12 protein-coding genes and 3 pseudogenes are annotated in these 21,462 nt (G+C 41.9%); 3 read left to right on the top strand and 12 right to left on the bottom strand.

The window, feature by feature from the left end:
* Positions 1 to 82 precede the first annotated feature (82 nt).
* A pseudogene (gene gshAB / locus ACVC7R_RS06670) lies at positions 83 to 2,325 on the top strand (bifunctional glutamate--cysteine ligase GshA/glutathione synthetase GshB).
* A gap of 136 nt (positions 2,326 to 2,461) precedes the next feature.
* Positions 2,462 to 2,786: pseudogene (locus tag ACVC7R_RS06665) on the top strand (transposase); the annotation flags it as partial.
* A gap of 357 nt (positions 2,787 to 3,143) precedes the next feature.
* On the opposite strand, the gene ACVC7R_RS06660 reads toward ACVC7R_RS06665, so the two are convergent.
* The 11 genes and pseudogenes from ACVC7R_RS06660 to pbp2b all read right to left on the bottom strand — a co-directional run bounded on the left by ACVC7R_RS06660 (position 3,144) and on the right by pbp2b (position 12,341).
* Positions 3,144 to 3,515: a type II toxin-antitoxin system death-on-curing family toxin gene (locus ACVC7R_RS06660; protein ID WP_447264029.1), complete on the bottom strand. Its 372-nt coding sequence runs from the start codon at positions 3,513 to 3,515 to the stop codon at positions 3,144 to 3,146.
* Positions 3,512 to 3,769 carry a type II toxin-antitoxin system Phd/YefM family antitoxin gene (locus tag ACVC7R_RS06655; RefSeq protein WP_023919367.1) on the bottom strand — a complete coding sequence of 86 codons (258 nt, stop codon included), beginning with the start codon at positions 3,767 to 3,769 and terminating at the stop codon, positions 3,512 to 3,514. Before ACVC7R_RS06655 ends, ACVC7R_RS06660 begins: the two co-directional genes overlap by 4 nt.
* A 267-nt stretch (positions 3,770 to 4,036) precedes the next feature.
* Positions 4,037 to 4,351: pseudogene (locus ACVC7R_RS06650) on the bottom strand (zeta toxin family protein); the annotation flags it as partial.
* A 257-nt stretch (positions 4,352 to 4,608) separates the two neighbouring features.
* Positions 4,609 to 5,001 (bottom strand): 30S ribosomal protein S9, encoded by a 393-nt coding sequence (rpsI, locus tag ACVC7R_RS06645; protein ID WP_000075969.1) that lies wholly within the window; start codon positions 4,999 to 5,001, stop codon positions 4,609 to 4,611.
* An 18-nt stretch (positions 5,002 to 5,019) separates the two neighbouring features.
* Positions 5,020 to 5,466, bottom strand: a complete 447-nt coding sequence (rplM, locus tag ACVC7R_RS06640; RefSeq protein WP_001044624.1) for a 50S ribosomal protein L13 — start codon at positions 5,464 to 5,466, stop codon at positions 5,020 to 5,022.
* 159 nt (positions 5,467 to 5,625) lie between these two features.
* The gene (locus ACVC7R_RS06635; protein WP_447264028.1) at positions 5,626 to 6,333 is read right to left on the bottom strand and encodes a YwaF family protein; all 708 of its coding nucleotides are present in this window, start codon (positions 6,331 to 6,333) and stop codon (positions 5,626 to 5,628) included.
* Positions 6,334 to 6,453: 120 nt separating this feature from the next.
* Positions 6,454 to 7,065, bottom strand: a complete 612-nt coding sequence (locus ACVC7R_RS06630) for an NUDIX hydrolase (RefSeq protein ID WP_447264027.1) — start codon at positions 7,063 to 7,065, stop codon at positions 6,454 to 6,456.
* Positions 7,052 to 8,425 carry a UDP-N-acetylmuramoyl-tripeptide--D-alanyl-D-alanine ligase gene (locus ACVC7R_RS06625; protein ID WP_447264026.1) on the bottom strand — a complete coding sequence of 458 codons (1,374 nt, stop codon included), beginning with the start codon at positions 8,423 to 8,425 and terminating at the stop codon, positions 7,052 to 7,054. The genes ACVC7R_RS06630 and ACVC7R_RS06625 overlap by 14 nt, the downstream gene beginning before the upstream one ends.
* A 53-nt stretch (positions 8,426 to 8,478) precedes the next feature.
* A complete protein-coding gene (locus ACVC7R_RS06620) occupies positions 8,479 to 9,522 on the bottom strand; it encodes a D-alanine--D-alanine ligase (RefSeq protein ID WP_447264025.1) in 1,044 nt (347 codons plus the stop codon).
* 166 nt (positions 9,523 to 9,688) lie between these two features.
* Positions 9,689 to 10,285, bottom strand: coding sequence for a recombination mediator RecR (gene recR, locus ACVC7R_RS06615; protein ID WP_006152788.1), 597 nt, complete (start codon positions 10,283 to 10,285; stop codon positions 9,689 to 9,691).
* A gap of 10 nt (positions 10,286 to 10,295) precedes the next feature.
* On the bottom strand, positions 10,296 to 12,341 hold the full coding sequence (pbp2b, locus tag ACVC7R_RS06610) for a penicillin-binding protein PBP2B (protein ID WP_447264024.1): 2,046 nt from the start codon (positions 12,339 to 12,341) through the stop codon (positions 10,296 to 10,298).
* Positions 12,342 to 12,533: 192 nt separating this feature from the next.
* Here pbp2b and ACVC7R_RS06605 point away from each other — a divergent pair, with 192 nt between their 5' ends.
* Positions 12,534 to 13,385, top strand: coding sequence for a MurR/RpiR family transcriptional regulator (locus tag ACVC7R_RS06605; protein WP_447264023.1), 852 nt, complete (start codon positions 12,534 to 12,536; stop codon positions 13,383 to 13,385).
* A 113-nt stretch (positions 13,386 to 13,498) separates the two neighbouring features.
* Here ACVC7R_RS06605 and ACVC7R_RS06600 read toward each other — a convergent pair whose 3' ends face one another.
* A complete protein-coding gene (locus tag ACVC7R_RS06600) occupies positions 13,499 to 21,358 on the bottom strand; it encodes an alpha-L-fucosidase (RefSeq protein ID WP_447264022.1) in 7,860 nt (2,619 codons plus the stop codon).
* Positions 21,359 to 21,462: the final 104 nt, after the last annotated feature.

Below are 21,462 nucleotides of genomic sequence, written 5' to 3'. Positions count from 1 at the left end.
TCTCCATCTCCGTAGCAGAAAGTTGAGTTTATTTAACAAACTGATAAAATAATAGAGAAACTAGTTATTTCGAGGCCCAATCATGAACCTATCAAACGTATTTCAAAAATTATCCCCAAATACTCCCATCTTACAAGCTACCTTTGGTCTGGAGCGCGAATCTCTACGAATCAATACTGAAGGCCGTGTCGCTCAAACGCCACACCCTGAAAAATTGGGTTCTCGCAGTTTCCATCCCTATATCCAGACAGATTATAGCGAACCTCAACTAGAGCTCATTACACCGGTAGCACAGTCGACCACGGAAGCTCGTCGCTTGGGGCCATCACCGATGTGGCTATTCGCTCAATGGATAAGTCAGAATATCTTTGGCCTTTATCCATGCCACCTGTGATTGTAGAAGAAGAGATTCAGATTGCCCAGTTGGAAAGTGACTACGAGTATCAATACCGAGTTGGTTTGGCAGAACGCTACGGCAAATTGCTCCAGTCCATATCTGGAATTCACTATAATTTTGAACTCGGCAAAGATCTGACCCAGCAGCTCTTTGAAGTCAGTGACTATGACGATTTACTGACCTTCAAGAATGCCCTCTATCTCAAGTTAGCTCAGAACTTCTTGCGTTATCGCTGGCTCTTGACCTACCTTTACGGAGCAAGCCCGCTAGCAGAAAAAGGGTTTTTGACAGATGAAATTGGTTGCGTGCGGTCGATTCGTAACTCCAACTACGGCTATGTCAATGCCCCCGATGTTCACATTTCCTTCTCTTCACTGGAGCAATACGTGACCGACATCGAAAACGCTGTTGGATCTGGGCAACTGTCCGCCGAAAAAGAATTTTACTCTGCCATCCGTTTACGCGGTGCTAAGACTAGCCGGGACTTTTTGACTAAGGGCATCTCCTATCTAGAGTTCTGCAACTTTGACCTCAACCCCTTTGAGCCACTGGCAATCAGCCAAGAAACACTAGACACCACCCACCTCTTTGCACTCGCACTCTTGTGGCTAGACGATATGGAGCAAGTCGACGAAGAATTGGCAGTAGCTGCTACTCTCAACAACCAAATCGCTCTCAGCCATCCCCACACACCACTTCCTAAAAAGGCTGACCCTAAACCTATCGTGACAGCCATGAAGGACATCGTCGCTCACTTTGGACTGGATGACTATTATAGCCAGCTTATCACTAAGGTGGAGGCCTCTCTTCTTGATCCACGTTTGACCCTTTCTGGAAAAATAGCAGAGCAGGTTGAAGAAGGGTCCCTTGAAAAATTTGGCCAACAACAAGGACAAGCCTTTCATGACTATGCTTGGACAGCACCTTATGCCCTCAAAGGCTATGAAAACATGGAACTCTCCACCCAAATGATTCTCTTTGACGCCATTCAGCTGGGCTTGAACGTAGAAATTTTAGATGAGGAAGACCAATTTCTCAAACTCTGGCATGGTGACCATGTGGAGTACATTAAAAATGGCAACATGACATCCAAAGATAACTACGTAATTCCACTGGCCATGGCTAATAAGGTTGTGACCAAAAAGATTTTGGACAAGGCTGGTTTTCCAGTACCTGCGGGAGCAGAATTTGCTAACAAGGACGATGCCTTGCGGTACTACGGACAAATAGCCAACTCTGCTATTGTTGTCAAACCCAAATCCACCAACTTCGGTCTGGGCATTTCCATCTTCCAAGAGCCAACAAGCCTTTCTGGCTATGAAAAAGCCCTAGACATCGCCTTTTCGGAAGATAGCCATGTGCTAGTCGAGGAGTTTGTGGCAGGGACCGAGTACCGTTTCTTTATCTTGGATGGAAAATGCGAGGCTGTCCTGCTCCGCGTCGCGGCCAATGTCGTAGGCGACGGAAGCTCAAGCATCCGAGAATTAGTCGAAAAGAAAAACCAAGACCCTCTGCGTGGTCGCGACCATCGCTCACCTCTTGAAATCATCAATCTGGGTGATATTGAATTACTCATGTTGGAACAGCAGGGTTACACACCTGATACAGTCTTGCCTAAAGGTAGCCAAACCTTTCTGCGTGGTAATTCTAATATCTCAACTGGAGGCGACTCCATTGACATGACTGACCAGATGGGCGAGAGTTACAAACAACTAGCTGCCGATATGGCGACTGCTATGGGGGCTTGGGCCTGTGGAGTCGATTTGATTATCCCAGACTACACCAAGCCTGCTAGTAAGGAGCTACCAAATTGCACCTGTATCGAACTCAACTTCAATCCTGCCATGTACCTGCACACCTATACTTACGTAGGGCCAGGACAACGTATCACACCGAAAATTTTACGGAAGTTGTTTGGAGAGATATGAGAATAAGATCAGAGATTTTCTGAGCTTACTTTTTTATATTTGATAAATGGTAAAATATAGTGCAACAAAAAACTCATAGAGCCCAATCTCGTGTAAACTGTAAGTAACCACACTAAACAGAACACGGGAGAAATCTATGAGCTACCATCATATTACCATAATTGAGCGAATTAAGATAGAGACTTACCTAGAATTAGGTCTCAAACTCTGCCAAATAGCTAGAAAATTAGGCGTTCACAAATCAACCTTCTCAAGAGAATTAAGTGTTGTAATGACACTTACTCTGCACAAGCAGTACAAACACACAATGAACAATTGGCTAAGCAGATGAGAAGAAAATCGAGTTAGACTCCTGTGAATTGAAGTAGGAAATTAAAGAGCGATTACAATCTTCATGGTCTCCAGAACAAATTTGTAGTCGTTATCAACTTGAAAATAGGTCCATGGTGTCCTTCAAAACCCAATTTGTAAAATTAAGCTAGAAAAAAAGCATCTCGTATTTTTGATACGAAATGCTTTTAATAAATGTAAATAAGTTTTAACGTTTACTAAATTGTGACGCTTTACGGGCCTTTTTCAAGCCTGGTTGGAAACACTTCTATTGAATACGTTTCAAAATGCGCTTAAAATCAATGTTTTCTCACGTTTTCAGAAAGAACAATTTCATCTAATTTGAATAACTTTCATTTGAATGGTGTGAATTTTACACTAAAAATACACTAATTGAGCTAGATTTTACCAAAAAGTTCACACCATTATTACCTTCGAATCATTAAAAAATAAAGCAAGTAATTTTTAATAGTCACTTGCTTTTTGTATCAATGACTTTTTACAAAATCTAAAATATCTTCGTAGGTTAATTCTGATGCCGCTACACCCAATCCGAGATGAACCAACTCTTCATCAGTACAATCAAGCATAATATCGTTAAGTTCTAGTAGCACAAGCATTACAAAAATACCAATGCGCTTATTTCCATCTAAAAAAGCGTGATTCTTAATCAAAGAATAACAAAGCCTAGATGCCTTTTCTTCAATAGTTGGATATTGATCAACTCCAAAATAAGTGTCAAAAACATTCGAAAGCGAGGCCTCAACTAACCCCTTGTCTCGTACACCATCCATTCCTCCCGTAGATATAATCAATTGATTATGTAAGGCAACAACCTGTTCAACGGTTAATCGCTTCATTTAGCTAATTCCTTCAAGGCTTCTAGGTGGCGTGACAAGATAGAGCTTGCCACCTCGTCAACACTAGCTTGATCTGCAACAACAGCTTCTGTCTGTTCTACTTGAACCAAGGTGTTATAGTCAACTAAAACATATTTAGGTTTATTGTTTTTCAAAATAACAGCTGTACCCTTACTATCAACCATACGAGCAACTTTAGAGAAATTCTGATTTGCCTCCGTGATTGGAATTAAATTTTCAAGATTAATTTGCATTGTCATCGCCTCCTTTTGTTTATCATACCATTATTAAGCAACAAAAGCAAAAATATAGGATGGATTTATCCTATATTAAGTGAAATAACTTAGTAATTTGAGGGGGGGTTAGATCTTGCGTACGGTAAATGAGAATACTTTCATGCTCAACTATAGTAAAATGATGGCAGCTCATAAGACTTCCTTTCGTAACTAGTTCGTTCAATTCTATTTTACTAGAAAATCTTATGAGTTTTTATTATCATGTACTCATAAATTAGCCCTTCGTCACTTATTAATTCCCCCCATCTCTCTCGACCGTTCCTGTCCCAACTTCAACATCTCTTCCTCCACCTTACTCCATTTTCCAAATAGGCATTCGTGTAGAACTTCTGTTGCTGAGGTTTCGTCTACTTGCGAATCATAAACACACGATTGATCTCTTTGATAAATTTGAATTTGTCTAAAAAGTTTATCCTTTCCCAACTCCCGTAAGTTATCCACCAAATGTTCTACAATTCCATCATGGTGTGCTTTAGGAGTTGCTCTAGATTGACTAGGATCTATGGCGTAGAGCTCCTCATAACGTATCAAAGTACTGATATCCTGCTATTTCCCATAGTTTTTAAATTTTTAAGCAAACCAAAAAAAGACATCCAAGAGAAAATTCTTGAATGTCTGTAAACGTTGATAGTATCGTGTTGATTAACGTTTTGAGGCAACTGACTTCGTCAGGTTGCAGCCACATTTGTAAGCGACTAAAGTCGCAACAACTGTGTCAATTGCACCAATTTAGTAAAAAAGTACAAAAAAAGAACACCCCGAAAGGTGCTCTTTGTAAGTATAGTAATTCTCTCGAATTAACGTTTACTAAATTGTGATGCTTTACGAGCTTTCTTAAGACCTGGTTTCTTACGTTCAACTTTACGTGAGTCACGTGTAAGAAGTCCTGCGCGTTTCAATGAATCGCGGAAGTCTGGGTCTACTTGAAGAAGGGCACGAGCGATACCGTGACGGATAGCTCCTGCTTGACCAGCGTATCCACCACCTACAACGTTAACGAAAACGTCATATGAACCTACAGTTGAAGTAACTGCGAATGGTTGGTTGATTACAAGACGAAGGTCAGCGTGTGGGATGTACTCTTCAACATCTTTTTTGTTAACAGTGATTTTACCAGTTCCTGGAACAAGGCGAACGCGTGCAACAGCGTTTTTACGACGTCCAGTACCTGCATATTGTGCTTGTGACATACTTTATTGTTCCTTTCCTTAGATAAGTCCTGAAATATCAAGAACTTCTGGTTGTTGTGCAGCGTGAGTGTGCTCAGCTCCAACGAATACTTTCAATTTCATACCTTGAGCGCGTCCAAGAGTATTGTGTGGAAGCATACCTTTAACTGATTTCTCGATCAAACGAACTGCATTTTTAGAACGAAGTTCACCAGCAGAGATTTGTTTCAATCCACCTGGGTGGTTTGAGTGAGTGTAGTAGATCTTATCAGTTGCTTTTTTACCAGTCAATTTAACTTTTTCAGCATTGATAACGATTACGAAGTCACCTGTATCAGTGTGTGGTGTGAATGTTGGTTTGTTTTTTCCGCGAAGTACGCTAGCAACAACTGCTGAAAGGCGTCCAAGAGGTACATCAGTTGCGTCAACAACGTACCATTTGCGTTCTACTTGGCCTGGTTTAGCCATGAATGTAGTTTTGTTCATGATTTCTCCTATATGAATGTCGTTTTTGTTTACAGGGCGGATGTTCCGGTCCGCAGGGTATTTGAAAGGTTCCGGGGCCTTACAAATGGGGTAAACAATACCGCCTACTATTGTATCAAAATTCTCAGATAAAAGTCAAGCGGTTGGGAAAATATTTTTTTATTTCTGCCAGATTCTGAGTCTTCTTTCACCCTTCTCCTCAAGCATTGTCAGAAAGGCTTTAGAAACTAAGTAAATGGCGCATGTCAAGAATAGCGTAACGACTAGATAATTGATCAAACGGCCGTGGTCTCCAATCAATGGTGGTTTTGTTAAAAATCCATAATCTCCACCCGTCATTAGATTAACCACAAAGATCACAGCATTAAGGGAAGAGGTGATGACTAGGATTCGTTTGAAATCCAATAAACTGGCATCGTAGTCCTTCAAGAGATAAATCAAAGAATTTCCAAAGAGGGCTAAGTGGCCGAAAATAAAGGACAGGATAGCGATATGGGGGAAAGGATAGGGATCTGGAACTGGATAAACAAAGGCCGCCAAAGGGCCAAAGGTTCCCAATACAGCAAAATACTGCTTAACTCTAGAAACACCAGGAGTCAACAGCACTACAAACATAGCCAAGCGGCAATGATAAAAGGGTAGGCTTTCAGTTAGAGGCATCTGATTAACCAAATACCAACCGTAAAGAAGGATTAACTGTGTCGCCTGTAAAATCTGGAAAAAGCGCTGACAAGCTTTCTTCTCCCCATAACGATAAGCAATAAATACAGTCAATGCTAATAATGTAAATAGACTTCCATACCAAAGAAGATCAAATCGGGGTGGCTCCGTCGGCTGCGTGCTAAATAAAGCATCCCAAAAATTCATGTAACTTTCCTCATTTTCATATAAGCCAATCTCTTACTGATTTTTATAGAGCCTAGCTTATATTTATTTCTTATAATTTTGTGTAAAAGAAACTGTCAATCTTAATATAAAGTAAAACTTCTAATCGACATATTGTTCCCGCTCACCCTGATAGACCTGCCATAGAATTTCCATTTGTTCTTGGGTTATTCGTTTTTCAGATAGGGGTGGGAGATTCTTGATGTCAAAAAATTCAAGTTCCGCAATTTCTTGATTTTCTTGAAATTGTCCATCTAATAACTGACAGTCAAAGACGAACTTGGCATACTGCTTGTTCTGAAGTTGAAAGCGGTTGGTATCAAAAACTGCCAATAAAGAGCCTACTTCTGCTGAAAATCCTGTTTCTTCCTGAACTTCTTTTCGGATATTTTCCTTGGGAGAATATCCTACCTCACCAAAGCCACCAGGTAATGCCCAAGTATCCTCTCCTTGTTCTCTAACCAAACAAATCTTCTGGTCTTGAACAATCCAAGCTCGCACATCCATCAAGGGCGTTGCATAGCTACCTGTTGGTTTTAAAATTGCAGTCAATTCCTCTTGTTTGAGCTCTGTTTGATCCTGCAAGACACTTGATAAAATCTGACGTAAATTCTCATAACGTTCACGGTCAAAAGGATCCCTTGTATAGGTCAAACCAGTATCGGTAATGGCTAACATTCTCTGCAGAGCCTTAGCAAAATCAGTTGTGCTCATTTTCTAGACTTTCTACTAGCTTAGCTAGATTCATAGAGTTTGAACCTTTAAGCAAGATTTGGTCATGTGCACCAAGACTTTCCTTAACTTGCTTGACCATGGCTTCAAACTGGTCTTCTTCAGCTGTTTTCTTGAAGTAGTAAACATGGCCAATTGGGAACATTTGACTGGCTAATTGAGCCAATTCAGCAATGTCTTCACCATAGAAAATAACAGTATCAAGAACATCTGGTGAAATGCTCAAAATCATCTGATTATGAAGTTGAACAGACTGATCTCCAAGTTCTTTCATATCTGCCAGAACTGCGATTTTCTTACCACCTTCATTTGCTGGAATAGCTGAAAATGTTTCGAGGATGAGCTTCATAGCAGTCGGATTGGCATTGTAAACATCTGATAAGATATCCGCACCGTTGGCTGCCTTTTTCCACTCTGTACGATTGCGGGTCAACTCTAGATTTCGGAAGGCTTGACCAAGCTGCTCCTCAGATACTCCTTCTTGCAAGGCAACATAAGATGCAATCATAGCATTGGTCGCATTGTACTTACCAGTTACTGGCAAGTCAAGAGCCTGCACCAAGAAATTAGCCTTAAAGGTTAAGCTATCCTTACGCTCGATCAAGTCTGTAATTTCGAGTTCTGCACCTGGTCCGAAACGAACGACTTTTTGCTCAGTAGGTAGATAATCCTCTACAATAGGATCAGCTGGCGCCAAGAGTAAGCCACCTTTCTCCATCCCATCAGTAATCTGTAATTTCCCTTTGGCAATCTCAGAACGGTCCTTAAAGAAGGCTAAGTGAGCCTCTCCGACTAGAGTCACAATGGCTGTCTTTGGATGAGCCAATTCAGACAAGAGATGGATGTCTCCTAGGTGATCCTGACCCATCTCCAAGACCAATTTCTCAGTGTCATCCGGCATATGGAGAACTGTATAAGGCAATCCAATCTCGTTATTGTAATTTCCTTGCGTTTTGTAGGTTTTGTAGCTTGTAGAAAGCAGATGAGCCAACATATCCTTGGTCGTTGTCTTACCGTTCGAACCTGTAACAGCAAAAACATCTACTCCTGTTTTTTGAAGGTAATAGGCTGCAAGAGCTTGAAAGGCTGTCAATACATCATCTACTAGAATATAGGGATGCCCGTCTACTTCCCTCTCCGATAAGGTTAAAGCTGCGCCATTTTCAAAAGCTGTCTCGATAAAGTCATGACCATCACGCGCTCCCTTGAGCGGCACAAATAAGTCACCCTCAGCAATCAAACGACTATCAAACTCTGCCTTGACTAGGGGCTTGTCCGCATAGCTTGTCACATCATTTTTTGCACCAACAACACGCGCAACTTCGTGAATGGTAAGTTTCATGTTTACTCCTTTAAAAAGAGGCAAGGAGTCCTTCCTCGCCCTTATGTTCGTCTTTACAATAGGTGCGCTTCACGTTTATCAAAGCTTTCCTTAGCAAGGCCAACCAAACGCTCAATTAGTTCTGGGTAAGGAAGACCCATATTGTCCCAAAGTAAGGGATACATAGACCATTGAGTAAATCCTGGCATAGTGTTGAGCTCATTTAGGAAAATTTCACCCTTATCTGTATAGAAGAAATCGCAACGTGAGAGACCAAGTCCACCAATAGCACGGAAGGCAGCTTCTGCATTTTTACGCATCAGAGCTACTACATCATCACTAATCTTAGCTGGGATATCCATGGTAATCTTGTTATCGATATACTTTGCCTCATAATCATAGAAGGCTACATCTTTGACAACTTCACCAGGTAGCGTGCTCTTGACATCATAGTTTCCTAAGAGACCGACCTCGATTTCACGCGCATTGACTCCCTGTTCTACCAAGACACGGCTATCGTACTTGAAGGCAAGTTCGAGAGCTTGATAGAGTTCCTCTTGATTCTCAGACTTAGAAATACCTACACTAGAACCCATATTTGATGGCTTGGTAAAGACTGGGTACCTTAATTTTTCTTCAACTTCCGCAATCTTAGAAGCTAGGTCATCTCCCTCAACAATTGCTACATAAGGCACTTGAGCGATTCCAGCAGACTCCAAGACACGCTTAGTTGTAATCTTATCCATAGCAAGGCTTGAAGACAAGATGTTGCAACCAACATAAGGCATTTTCAAGACTTCTAAGAAACCTTGAACGGAACCATCTTCTCCCATAGGTCCATGAAGAACTGGAAAAACAACTGCATCTTCTTCGTAGATGGCACTTGGAGCAATTTTCTTGTCCCAATCAATCGTTTCATTGGTCATGAGACGTTCGTCTTGTCCAGGAGTTTGGGTAAATTCTTGGGTTTTGATAAAGTCTCCAGACTGACTGATAAAGAAGGTTTTGACTGCGAAACGATCATAGTTAACCGCACGCATGACACTCTCAGCTGACAATACAGACACTTCACGTTCTGCACTCCGTCCACCATATAATAGAATAATTGTTTGTTTCATATGATTGTCCTATTTCTACTAGAATACTCGCTTTTTAGTATATCACATTTGTCTCTTTTTTGAAACTTGTATAGCAAAAAAGAGACTGGATTCAAAATAAATCCAGCCTCTTGACTCTTATATATCGTATCTACTTGCTAATTGCCTATCTCTTTATTCTTACGGGCTAGAGTTCGGTACGATTTTCAATGGCTCTTAGGAGCGTTACTTCGTCCGCATATTCGATATCTGCTCCTACTGCTAGACCTCGTGCTAGACGAGTGACCTTAATCCCTGCAGGTTTCAGCAGTCGAGAGATATACATGGAAGTCGCTTCCCCATCAGCTGTTGCATTGGTGGCTACGATAACCTCTGAAACTTCACTATCCATGAGGCGAGTCATGAGACTTTTAAGATTGATATCGTCAGGACTAATCCCATTCATAGGGGAAATCAAACCGTGTAAAACATGGTAAAGTCCGTGGTATTCCTGGATATTTTCCATAGCAGCAACATCTCGGCTATCCTCCAGAACCAGAATCGTTGATTGATCACGACTTGGATCGGTACAGATAGAGCAAGGATCCTCGTCTGTTAAACGTCCACAGATGGAACAATAGGTCAATTCTCGCTTGGCTGCAAGAAGATTTTTTGCAAATTCATTGACGTCGTCATCCGACATTCCAATGGTATAAAAGGCCAGCCGGGTTGCTGTCTTAATCCCGATACCTGGAAGTTTAGAATAACTGTCAATCAGCTTGGCTATAGGTGTTGGGTAAAGCATGGCTTCCTTTCTAGTTCATTGGATGGTGTTGGTTGTATAGATTGATAATGTCACGAGCAATCGAAGGTCCGACACCGTTAGTTAGGTTGGTATTGTGAGGGAAAACAACTGCGACTGCAATCTGCGGATTATCTGTCGGTGCATAGGCAACAGCGTTGGTATTGTTGGCTTTTTGTCCGCCGTTAACGTAACTTTCGGCTGTACCAGTTTTTCCACTGATAGAGACTGCAGCCCCATTTGAAAAGGCGCGACCTGTCGTAAGTGCACTTGTTCCGTGCGATACCTGGTAAAATCCTTGTTGCAAGATAGACATGTCAGACTCAGAAATATTGATTTTATTCATTTCTGTGCTGTCATTTTTCTTAATGAGTTCTCCTAGACCACCTTGTTCGTTGTTGTCGTAGATTCCTTCTACGATGTGGGGAGCTAAGCGAACACCATTATTAGCAATAGTTGCTACATACTGAGCCAACTGCATCGGCGTGTAGTTATCGAACTGTCCAAAAGCATTATTTAGATAGTTAGCCAAATCAAAGTCCTTAGGGATAAACCCTGTTGACTCATCTGGTAGGTCAATCCCAGTAGAAACTCCCAGACCATACTCGCCAAAAGTTGAACGTAATTTACCCATAGCAGACTCAAGATGGCTGGTTCCTACTGTCATATTAGGCTGATAGGTTTGCCCCATCATTCCCAAAGCAGTTTGAATCATATAGGCATTAGAAGAGTATTCCAAAGCCTCGACTGCTGTAATCGGGAAAGAACCATCATAATAAGGAGTATACCAGGAATTGATAGCTGGGGATCCCTGGAAAACGATTGGTTGGTCTGTCAAGGTCTGGTTCCCCTTAAGAACACCATTTTCCCAGCCTGAGCTGATGGTAGCCGCTTTAACGACAGAACCTGGCACGAAAACATTGGTTACTGTACCAAGTGAGTCTGGTGTCAATTCCCCAGTTTCTACATTATGCTTCATCCCTGACATGGCTAATACAGCACCTGTCTTAGGATTGAGAGCTACTGCATAAACACCTTCTGAATATTTAGCTCCACCATTGGCAAGTTCTGAGTTGAAATAATTCTTTAAGAGGTTGTCTACGCTATCTTGGAAGGCCAAATCAATGGTTAATTTGATATTTTTCCCCTTGCTACCTTCTTCGATATTTTCTACACTCTCCATGTCTCCGTGCTTATCCAAATGGATTTCCTTGACCGTACGTTTCCCTTGCAAGACTTCTTCGTATTGCTTTTCAAGATAGGAAGTCCCAACACGGTCATTGAGCGAGTAGCCTTTTTTCAAATAAGCGTCCACTTCTTCTGCTGGAAGACCAGATTTTTCACTAGAAACACTTCCCACTATAGATGAAAGAGAAGTTTCTAGGACTTTTCGATCCCATGAGGTAGAAATCGAAATGCCTGGCAATTCCTTGGAAGCAGAAGCAATCACAGCTACCTGCGTATCATCCAAAGGATCCGTTTGAATATTTCCTGTCGCAAAATTTTCTACGGAATTGAGCTGACTAAAGATGTAGATTGCCTTCTTTTCATCCTCTGAGTAGTCTAATTGACTGGAAGTAATACTCTCAGCAGCGTTTTTATAGAGTTCAGATTCGGAAAGTTGATTGCCATCTGAATCATACCGTTTATCTTTTGGAAGAGCTTCAACTGTTTTCTTATAAACTTCAGCATCAGCCAAGTAGTAATCAGCCATTTGACGGTCCGTCAACTCTGGAGAGGTGACTGTGACATAGGTCAACAATTTTTTGGAAATATCCTTTAAATCAGCTGCAGTCATCTTATTGCTCCGTGTGAAGGAAACAACTTGCTTCACAGTATTTTGGACTAACGGTTTACCTGCAGCATCATAGATTTCTCCACGAGCTGAACCCATGGTTACTCGAGTTTGGCTAGCAGAAGCGAGTTTGTTTTCATAAAAATCCTTGTGAAGAACTTGCATATAAAGCAAACGACCAATAATTGCTAAAAAGAGCAAAATAACGATTGCAAATAACAAATTAAGCCGTGTCGGTATCGAGTGGCTATTGAATTTTCTCATACACATCAATCTCATTTCTAATCAAAATCACACTCTTCATTGTACCATAATTTAGGTAGAAAATTATGGAAAAAGAAAAGACTTTTCCTTTTTGGTCCAAAAAGTATTTTCTATGATATAATGGAGGTAAGCGCTATTTTATTTGTTAGATTTGTCAAAGTAATTCTGGCAAATAGCTATAAAAGGAGTCCCATGAATAAGCAAGATATCTCTACGATTATCGACCTTCACTTTGAAGAGATGACCGATTTAGAGCAAGAAATTGCCCGCTATTTTCTACAGACAGATACGATAAATGATGACTTATCCTCTCAACAAGTCACGCAAAAACTTCATATTTCCCAGGCGGCGCTCACTCGTTTTGCCAAGAAGTGTGGTTTTAAGGGCTATCGAGAGTTCATCTTCAAATATCAGCAACAAAAAGACACTCTTTCTGCTCCTCAACAGGATATGAATCCTTTGACTCAACGAGTTCTCAGAAGTTATGCAAATGTGCGAGAAATTTCTCAAGGGTTGATTGACGATGAGCAGTTGGAACGTGTGGCTCAGATGATTGAGCAATCCGAACGCGTGTATTTTTTCGGAACTGGGAGTTCCGGTCTAGTCGCACGTGAGATGAAGCTACGTTTTATGAGATTGGGTGTCGTCTGTGAAGCCTTAACCGATCCAGACGGTTTTGCCTGGACGACTAGTATCATTGATGAAAAATGTCTGGTCTTTGGTTTTTCCCTCTCAGGAACAACACCGTCCATCATCGATAGTTTATTAGATGCCCAGGATATGGGAGCTAAGACAGTTCTATTTACAAGTGCACCGAATAAGGATACCCAAGCATTTACAGAAACAGTATTAGTCGCAAGCCAAAGCCAGGCCTCTTATATCCAACGAATCTCTGCTCAGATTCCAATGCTGATTATCATTGATCTACTCTATGCTTATTTCCTAGAGATTGATCGCGAAAGTAAAGAAAAAATCTTTAATAGCTATTGGGAAAATAATAGACTGAATGGTTATCGTAGAAACACAAGAAATAGAAAGCCCTGAAATTGAAAACAATTCAGGGTTTTTCTGTTGGCATACCTTTATCAACAAAAGAGGAGTCCACGATGGGACTCCCTTTTTAGTGTTTTAAAACACTTTCTTTGATTTAGTCTCTGCTAATCCTTCATCTCTTTTTTGAAGAAGAATAGCATTATTCCTGAAACTAGAGTGAGGGCAGGCAAAAGAGCTGAACTGACTTCTTCTCCTGTTGCTGGCAACTGTTTGCTTGTAGAATCTGCTACAGTTCCCTTAGCCTCTGCTAAATGCTTATCTTCTCCCATAGGTTGTGGAGCAGGAGTTTCTACATTTGCTGGTGCACTTGGTTGAGCTGCATCCTTGTACACTACCGCATAGACACCTAGATGTGGAGCTACAAATTCAAGTGCTGAACCTTTCTGTTCAAACTTCACTTCCTGCAATTCTCGATTTGCATTCATGGCATAGACATTGGCTACATCAGACGCCACAGCAACTTGAACAAGGGCTGCACCTTTCAATTGAACAAGTTCGCCTTTCTCATTCTTCAATTGAATTTGATAAGCATCGAAACGTCGACCTTCTAGAACCTGATCAGCAACCTTATCGACCTCTAGAACAGAACCTCCATTTAGGTCCCCTTCTCGGGCGATTAGTTTCAAGTTAGTTGAAGAATCTTTCAAGACCTTCAATTTGCTATCAGTTGATGGAGTTTCTTCCTTAGTACCAACTTCAATAATGCGATCTTGGGCTTCCTCACGTTCTACCTTAACAACCTTACGATTACCACCATCGACTTCTACATAAGTCGTCACTTGACCTTCTTTTCCTTCAGAAAGGACTTGTTCCTTACCTTTAGCCAAATCAGCATTCTCACGGCGGACAGTCTTGAAGGCAATTGGTTCTTTCTCTACTGTTAGATTTGGTAGGTTAAAGTCCAAATTCATAACGCCTTCTGTTGGCACAGCAGTTCCTTCTTGCGTACCAACTTCAAGGATGCGATCTTGGGCTTCCTCACGTTCTACTTTGACAACCTTACGATCGCTACCATCAACTTCTACATAGGTCGTTACTTTACCATCTTTTCCTTCAGAAAGGACTTGTTCCTTACCTTTAGGAAGGAGAGAATTTTCACGACGGATTGTATTGAAGGCAACTGGCTCTGTCGTTACTTCAAGGCTTGGTTGGGTTACACTCAATTCTTTAACACCTTCAGTTGGAAGACTTGAATGTTCCACTTCCTCTTCTGGCTTACTTGGTTCTTCAGGTTTTCTTGGCTCCTCTGGCTTACTTGGCTCCTCTGGCTTACTTGGCTCCTCTGGTCTTGCAGGCTCTTCTGGAGCTGGTTCCTCTTTTGGTGTCGCTTGAAGATTGTTGATAGATGCCAAAGCTGCTTGCAAGGCCTTATCTACTGCGTCCTGAGTCTTGGCTTCTTCAATAGCTGCTAAAGCTTGCTCTGCTAGTTCAACTAGTTTTTTCTTAGCTTCCTTGTCATCTCCCAACTCAGCAGTTTTATGTTTAATAGCTTCGGACAAGCTTGCCATAGCTTTATCGTAGTCAATCTTAGACTCTTCTGGCTTGCTTGGCTCTTCTGGCTGTGCCGGATTCTCTGGTTGAGCTGGCTCTTCTGGTTGAGCCGGCTCTTCTGGTTTTCCTGGCTCTTCTGGTTTTGCTGGCTCCTCTGGTTGAGCTGGTTCTTCTGGTTGAGCCGGCTCTTCTGGTTTTCCTGGCTCCTCTGGTTGAGCTGGCTCTTCTGGTTTTCCTGGTTCCTCTGGTTGAGCTGGCTCTTCTGGTTTTCCTGGCTCTTCTGGTTTTCCTGGCTCTTCTGGTTTTCCTGGCTCCTCTGGTTGAGCTGGCTCTTCTGGTTGAGCAGGCTCTTCTGGTTTTGCTGGCTCCTCTGGTTTTGCTGGCTCTTCTGGTTGAGCAGGCTCTTCTGGTTTTCCTGGCTCCTCTGGTTTTGCTGGCTCCTCTGGTTTTGCTGGCTCTTCTGGTTGAGCTGGCTCTTCTGGTTTTCCTGGCTCCTCTGGTCTTGCAGGCTCTTCTGGTTGAGCCGGCTCCTCTGGTTTTGCTGGCTCCTCTGGTCTTGCTGGCTCTTCTGGAGCTGGTTCCTCTTTCGGAGTCGCTTGAAGATTGTTGATAGATGCCAAAGCTGCTTGCAAGGCCTTATCTACTGCATCCTGAGTCTTGGCTTCTTCAATAGCAGCTAAGGCTTGTTCTGCTAGTTCAACTAGTTTCTTCTTAGCTTCCTTGTCATCACCCAACTCAGCAGTTTTATGTTCAATAGCTTCAGACAAACTTGCCATAGCTTTATCGTAGTCAATCTTAGACTCTTCTGGCTTGCTTGGCTCTTCTGGCTGTGCCGGTTTCTCTGGTTGAGCTGGCTCCTCTGGTTTTGCTGGTTCTTCTGGAGCTGGCTCCTCTTTCGGAGTCGCTTGGAGTTGATTGATAGATGCCAAAGCTGCTTGCAAAGCTTTTTCAACAGCATCTTGAGTCTTAGCTTCTTGAATAGCTGCAAGTGCTTGCTCACCTAGTTCAACTAGTTTCTCTTGGGCAGCTACATCATCAACCAGTTCTGTTGCTTTTTTCTCGATTGCTGCTGTCAAATCTGCAATCGCCTTATGGTAGTCAATCTTAGACTCTTCTGGCTTGCTTGGCTCTTCTGGCTGTGCCGGCTTCTCTGGTTGAGCTGGCTCCTCTGGTTTTGCTGGTTCTTCTGGAGCTGGCTCCTCTTTCGGTGTCGCTTGAAGACTATTGATAGATGCCAAAGCTGCTTGCAAGGCCTTATCTACTGCATCCTGAGTCTTAGCTTCTTGGATAGCTGCCAAGGCTTGCTCTGTTAATGCTACTAGCTTCTTCTTAGCTTCCTTATCATCACCAAGCTCGGCTGTCTTTCTTTCAAGAGCTTCTGTCAGACTTGCCATAGCCTTGTCGTAGTTTGGTTCCTCTGGCTGTGCTGGTTCTTCTGGAGTCGGCTCCTCTTTCGGAGTCGCCTGAAGACTGTTGATAGATGTCAAAGCTGTTTGCAAGGCCTTATCTACTGCATCCTGAGTCTTAGCTTCTTGGATGGCTGTCAAGGCTTGCTCTGTTAATGCAACTAACTTCTTCTTAGCTTCCTTGTCATCACCGAGTTCAGCTGTTTTTCTTTCAATCGCTTCTGTCAGACTTGCCATAGCCTTGTCGTAGTTTGGTTCTGCCGGTTGATCTGGCGTCGGTGTGTCTTCTGTACCGTAGTTTTCTTCCTTATCAAGGATTACTTGCAAGGCTGTTACTGTTTTCAGAACTTCTTGTGCATTCGCATCACTTACTGAAAGTTGATCAGATAGTTTGTCCAAGTTTGACTTGAAGGCTTGACGTGCCTCTGGAGTATTCTTCAAGCTTGTCTGGTCAAACTTAACCAACTCATCCTTCCAGTTCTTCATGGCTTGGATTAACTCTGCTTTGGTATAAAGAGCACTACCTTCACCATGAGTGATGAACTGGTCAACTTGGATACCAATATTTCTCGTAGTATCATTACGTTTTGGATCCAATTGCAAGGTTACAGCATGCCAACCTTCTTCGAGTCCAGTCAAACGAACAAGAGTCTGACCACCTTGACGTGTAGCAGCTGTACCACTGAAGTACTTCTTACCGTTGTACTCAGAAGCATTACCTAGGCCATCTTGATACTCGACTTTTCTACCGTCTAACGTCACCTTGTAGATACCATGTCCTGGATCCACATATCCTTTGATCTCAAGACCTGTTCCGTAGAAGTAGGCTGTTACGCTGGCATTTTTCTTCTGCTCTTCTGTCAAACGTCCAAATGACGCCCATGATTCTGTATTTTGGTATTTATCAGCTGAGTTCGTTTCATGGTTCCAACCTGGACTATAGTCAAGCTGAGTTGCCTGATCGTCATAGCTTGTCTGGTCTTTTAGGAGCAATTCTGCCTTCATCACTCGAATAGTAGCTTCTGAAGCAAATCCAAGAAGGGCATTGTCAGAAACGCTAGTCATTTTCACTTTGAAGTCAAAGATTGAATCAGCTTGCTCTGTAAAGTCGATAGTTGGAATCGTGATTGTTTTCTCAGTTTCACCGTCTTGGAAAGTCAAGTCAGCAGTTGTGTCCTTGTACACTTTACCATGAACCCCTGTTCCTGGCTCTGTTACAACATGGACTGTTGCTGTTCCTTTGCTACCACCAACACGTTTAATGGTTACAGTAACCGGTTGACCTTTTTGAACTTCATAGGTCGTTTCTTTCATCTCAAACATACCTTTACCAGCATTGTTGAGCGTGTAGATACCTTCCGTTGCAATAGCTTTACCAGTTTTGTTAACGAGTTTGATGGTATGTTCACCTGGAGCCAAGTCTTCAGTTTCATAAACCATCTGGCTACGTTTACGAGCTGCATTATTGGTTTGTACGTCTGCAACCTTTTGACCATCCACGTAAACGGACATTTCACCGTGGTTTGGATCCACTGTAGATACGACATATGCTTTTGTTCCAGTGAAGCGGTAGGTAACGCTAGCATCTTTTTGGTTAGTCCACATAGATGTTCCGCGGATACCTTCAGATTCATCATACCAAGTTGTATTTTCTTTATCAGCAGTTGTATTTGAATGGTAGTCCAATCCTAGAGGGTAACCATCTGTCTTCTCGATACTGCTTGGCGTCTTATAAACAGAGAAGTTTGTCAAAATTGGAGTTGCTTGTGCACCCGTAATGGTTACACGAATCTTTTGCGCCTCTACTGGTTGACCTTGGATAAGACGACGATAACCAACAGTCGAACCTTCACCGTATGGTACCCAACGACCATTGAGTTCAACTTCAACCTTGAATCCAGAGATACGCTGACCTTTAGCGATGTCTTCTTTTAGTTCGACTACGTCAAAACGTCTCTTTTGACCAAGATCGACAGTAAATTCACCTGTCTTAGCATCATTTGCTAGTGCCCAGCTAGTATCATCCTTACCATCTGTCAAGTGACTTGCTTGATACAAATGATTCTTACGAGTAGAACTTGCAGTTACAGTTGCACCTTTAGCAAAGTCAGTTGCATACATTTGATCCAAGGTTGCTCGGAATTCTTGCAAGCGAGCGACATCTGCATCTGCGAATTTACCTTCTTTATTAGGTGGAATATTGAGGAGAAGTGGCGTTCCACGACCAACAGACTTGAAGTAGATATCCATCAAATCTTTGATTGATTTTGGCTGTTGATTGTCATGATAGAACCAACCTGAACGGATAGAAACGTCTGCTTCACCAACTGAATACATATCCCCATCTGGGTCTCCATGGTTGAGATATTCATTCTTCACATCATCAGTGATTTTAGCTTTCTTGACCTTATGCCAAACTGGATCTCCAGCGATACCACGTTCATTACCAATCCAACGGACACTTGTCGGTTGAGCAGAGAAGATAGCGATATCTCCTTCAGCTTCCTTGATGTACTTGAACCACTCATCAAAGGTATAAGTTACTTTTTGAGCTCCGCTACCACGCGCACCGTCCATCCAAACTTCGATAAACTTACCATTGTTTCCGTATTTAGGATTGCCAAGGATTTCCTTGAGTTGGTTGAGGTAGTATTCGTTGTACTCTTTCTCAGTTGCAACATGATATTTAGGATGGTTGGCATCCCATGGTGATAAGTAAACACCCATATTCATGTCATACTTAGTCGCTGATTTAGAGATTTCTTCGAGAAGGTCACCCTTACCATCTTTCCATGGACTTGCAGCCACCGTATGGTCTGTATATTTAGATGGATAAATCACAAATCCGTCATGGTGTTTTACAACCATGATTGTTCGTTTGAATCCAGCATCCTTCAAAGTCTTAATCCACTGGTCTGTGTCAAGATTTGTTGGATTAAAGTACTGAGGATTTTCTCTACCATTTCCCCACTCAGAGTTGGTGTAGGTATTCATACCATAGTGGATGAAGGCAGCCAATTCTTCCTTGTGGTAGTCCAATTGAGCCTTGCTTGGAAGTGGACCGTAAGCAGCAATTTCTGTTTCTTCATCTTTTGGATCAACCACTGGAGTTACAGGAGTTGCTGGTTTTGGATCTTCAATCTTTTCGTATTCAAAAATAACTTCATTCACCCCTTTATGCTTGATAGCCGCTTCTTGGCTCGCATTTACTGCACGATAGCCTGCAATTTCTTTGGCTTGGAAATTATGAACAAAGGAAACATCGTATTCTTTACCTTCGTTATTATCCACAGTTGCAGTTGCCAATTCTTGGTCGGTACCTTTCAAACGATAATGAATGTCAAAGGAACCTTTATTGACCTTATAAACAACCTTGATAACACGAGTTCCTGCAGGAGCCTTGCTCACAACGCTATAATCATTTTCCCAAGCGTCTTTCAATTGTTTATTGACAGCTTTGCCATCAATCGATACAATCTCATATTTGTCTTTATTCTTCTTGAAAAAGTCCGTCTTTTCAATTTCTGTTTTATAGTTATAGTCGAACTGAGTTCCAACTTCCGTCTTTTCAACAAAAGTATCGTTTTCTTTGACTGGGTTATCATTTTGGTCCACATGCTCGATAACTACACGGCCATAGTCAACGCCTTCAAGGAGAGTTGCTACACCACTTTCATCAAATGAATATTTGTTTTCACCGATAACTGCTGTCTTATTTCTTAACATTTCTCCCTCTGGAGTGAAATAATAACGGCTACCGTTATCGCCTTGATACCAGCCTTTAACACCGTATTTATCAATGATTCCTTTAGCCCATGCTAATTGTTCTGGAGATAGTACTAGACCTCCACCGAAGCGGTCTTTTTCAGCAATGTTCGCATTGTCAACCGTACCACGTTGGTGGATCCCAATGACCTTACCATCACCGTTAATAATTCCACCACCAGAAAGACCTGATACAGAAGTCAAACGATAGGTAACACCTACTGTTCCCTTATCATCATACTTTTCAGTATCTCTAACAACACCGTCTGCCTTATACAATTGACCTGGCACAATTGGTTCCTTCAATTCTGGAGAAGTTGAATCTGTAGGGTAACCAATTGTGCTCACAGGTTCTCCAGCTTTATATTCCCGATGCTCTGCTAAAGGAGTAAAAGTTGCAGCCTTATTTGGACTTGCAATCTGTACTGGAACTGGAGCCACAACTAAGGCTAGGTCATTTTTGTACCCTTCACCAAACTTTTCTTTATTCCAGAAATGAATATCTTTTTCCTTAAACAAAATATCCTTTCCTGAAGTTGGTAATGATCTTTCTTTTGGAGTATTAGAACCAACATTGTAGTAGAACTTAGCAGTATCACCACCTAAGATATTACCAGCATTGGTTTCAGCATCCTTCTTCAAGAAATTGTGAGCGGCTGTCAGCATGATATTTGGAGCCACAAAGATACCTGAACCTGAATTGAGGTAACGCTGAGTTCCACCGTCTGCTAGAGGTGAACTGTAGATTGTGTAAATCATGGTAGCCGATGTAGCTGGTTGACCCTCATAATTGATATGCTTAAGGTCTTGACCACCATTGATAATAGCTCTATTGTCTTTCTCAACTTCAGTTGCATTTGATTCTTCAGCTTTTAAAATACTCTTAGTTTCTACTTTGGGACTATCCTTTTCTGATACAATAGCTGAAGTATCCAATTTTTTCACTGGTGTATCAGGATAAGCACGGTCAGGAATCTCTGCTGGTAGTAAATCGCCAGCTTCTTCAGTAGTTTTAGTTGCTTCTGTTACTTTTTCTGTAGCAGGAGCTACTTGTTCAGCTACATCTTCTTTAACAGGAGTCGCTACTTCTTTAGTTTCCTTAACTGCTTCAGCTTTTTCTTTATCTCCATCAACTACTTCTTTTGCTTGGCCTTCTACTTCCAGTTTTGGCTCTGCCACAACTTCGTTAGCAGCAACATTTCCAGATGCAAAAAAAGCTAGTCCAACTGCCACAGAGGCTACACCAACCGTTAATTTACGAATACTGAATATTCGACTTCTTTCAAAAAAATACCGTTTCATCAAATTCTCCTAATGAACAAAAGCAGTCAGCTACTGCAAGAGCCCAGTTTCTGCTGGCGACAATTTTATTTCTCAGTATCTAGTCTAAAACTCTTCTTCCTCCC

This window comes from Streptococcus sp. Z554, assembly GCF_053010305.1.
Note: the sequence above shows the minus strand (reverse complement) of the source record. Positions and strands in the feature narration are given on the sequence as shown.

Excerpts from the sequence above, each read along its gene's own strand:
- rplM (WP_001044624.1), bottom strand. The coding sequence starts at position 5,466 with ATGAACAAAACTACATTCATGGCTAAACCAGGCCAAGTAGAACGCAAA.
- ACVC7R_RS06600 (WP_447264022.1), bottom strand. The coding sequence starts at position 21,358 with ATGAAACGGTATTTTTTTGAAAGAAGTCGAATATTCAGTATTCGTAAA.
- ACVC7R_RS06660 (WP_447264029.1), bottom strand. The coding sequence starts at position 3,515 with ATGAAGCGATTAACCGTTGAACAGGTTGTTGCCTTACATAATCAATTG.
- rpsI (WP_000075969.1), bottom strand. The coding sequence starts at position 5,001 with ATGTCACAAGCACAATATGCAGGTACTGGACGTCGTAAAAACGCTGTT.
- ACVC7R_RS06630 (WP_447264027.1), bottom strand. The coding sequence starts at position 7,065 with ATGAGCACAACTGATTTTGCTAAGGCTCTGCAGAGAATGTTAGCCATT.
- ACVC7R_RS06625 (WP_447264026.1), bottom strand. The coding sequence starts at position 8,425 with ATGAAACTTACCATTCACGAAGTTGCGCGTGTTGTTGGTGCAAAAAAT.
- ACVC7R_RS06635 (WP_447264028.1), bottom strand. The coding sequence starts at position 6,333 with ATGAATTTTTGGGATGCTTTATTTAGCACGCAGCCGACGGAGCCACCC.
- ACVC7R_RS06655 (WP_023919367.1), bottom strand. The coding sequence starts at position 3,769 with ATGCAAATTAATCTTGAAAATTTAATTCCAATCACGGAGGCAAATCAG.
- recR (WP_006152788.1), bottom strand. The coding sequence starts at position 10,285 with ATGCTTTACCCAACACCTATAGCCAAGCTGATTGACAGTTATTCTAAA.
- pbp2b (WP_447264024.1), bottom strand. The coding sequence starts at position 12,341 with ATGAGAAAATTCAATAGCCACTCGATACCGACACGGCTTAATTTGTTA.
- ACVC7R_RS06620 (WP_447264025.1), bottom strand. The coding sequence starts at position 9,522 with ATGAAACAAACAATTATTCTATTATATGGTGGACGGAGTGCAGAACGT.
- ACVC7R_RS06605 (WP_447264023.1), top strand. The coding sequence starts at position 12,534 with ATGAATAAGCAAGATATCTCTACGATTATCGACCTTCACTTTGAAGAG.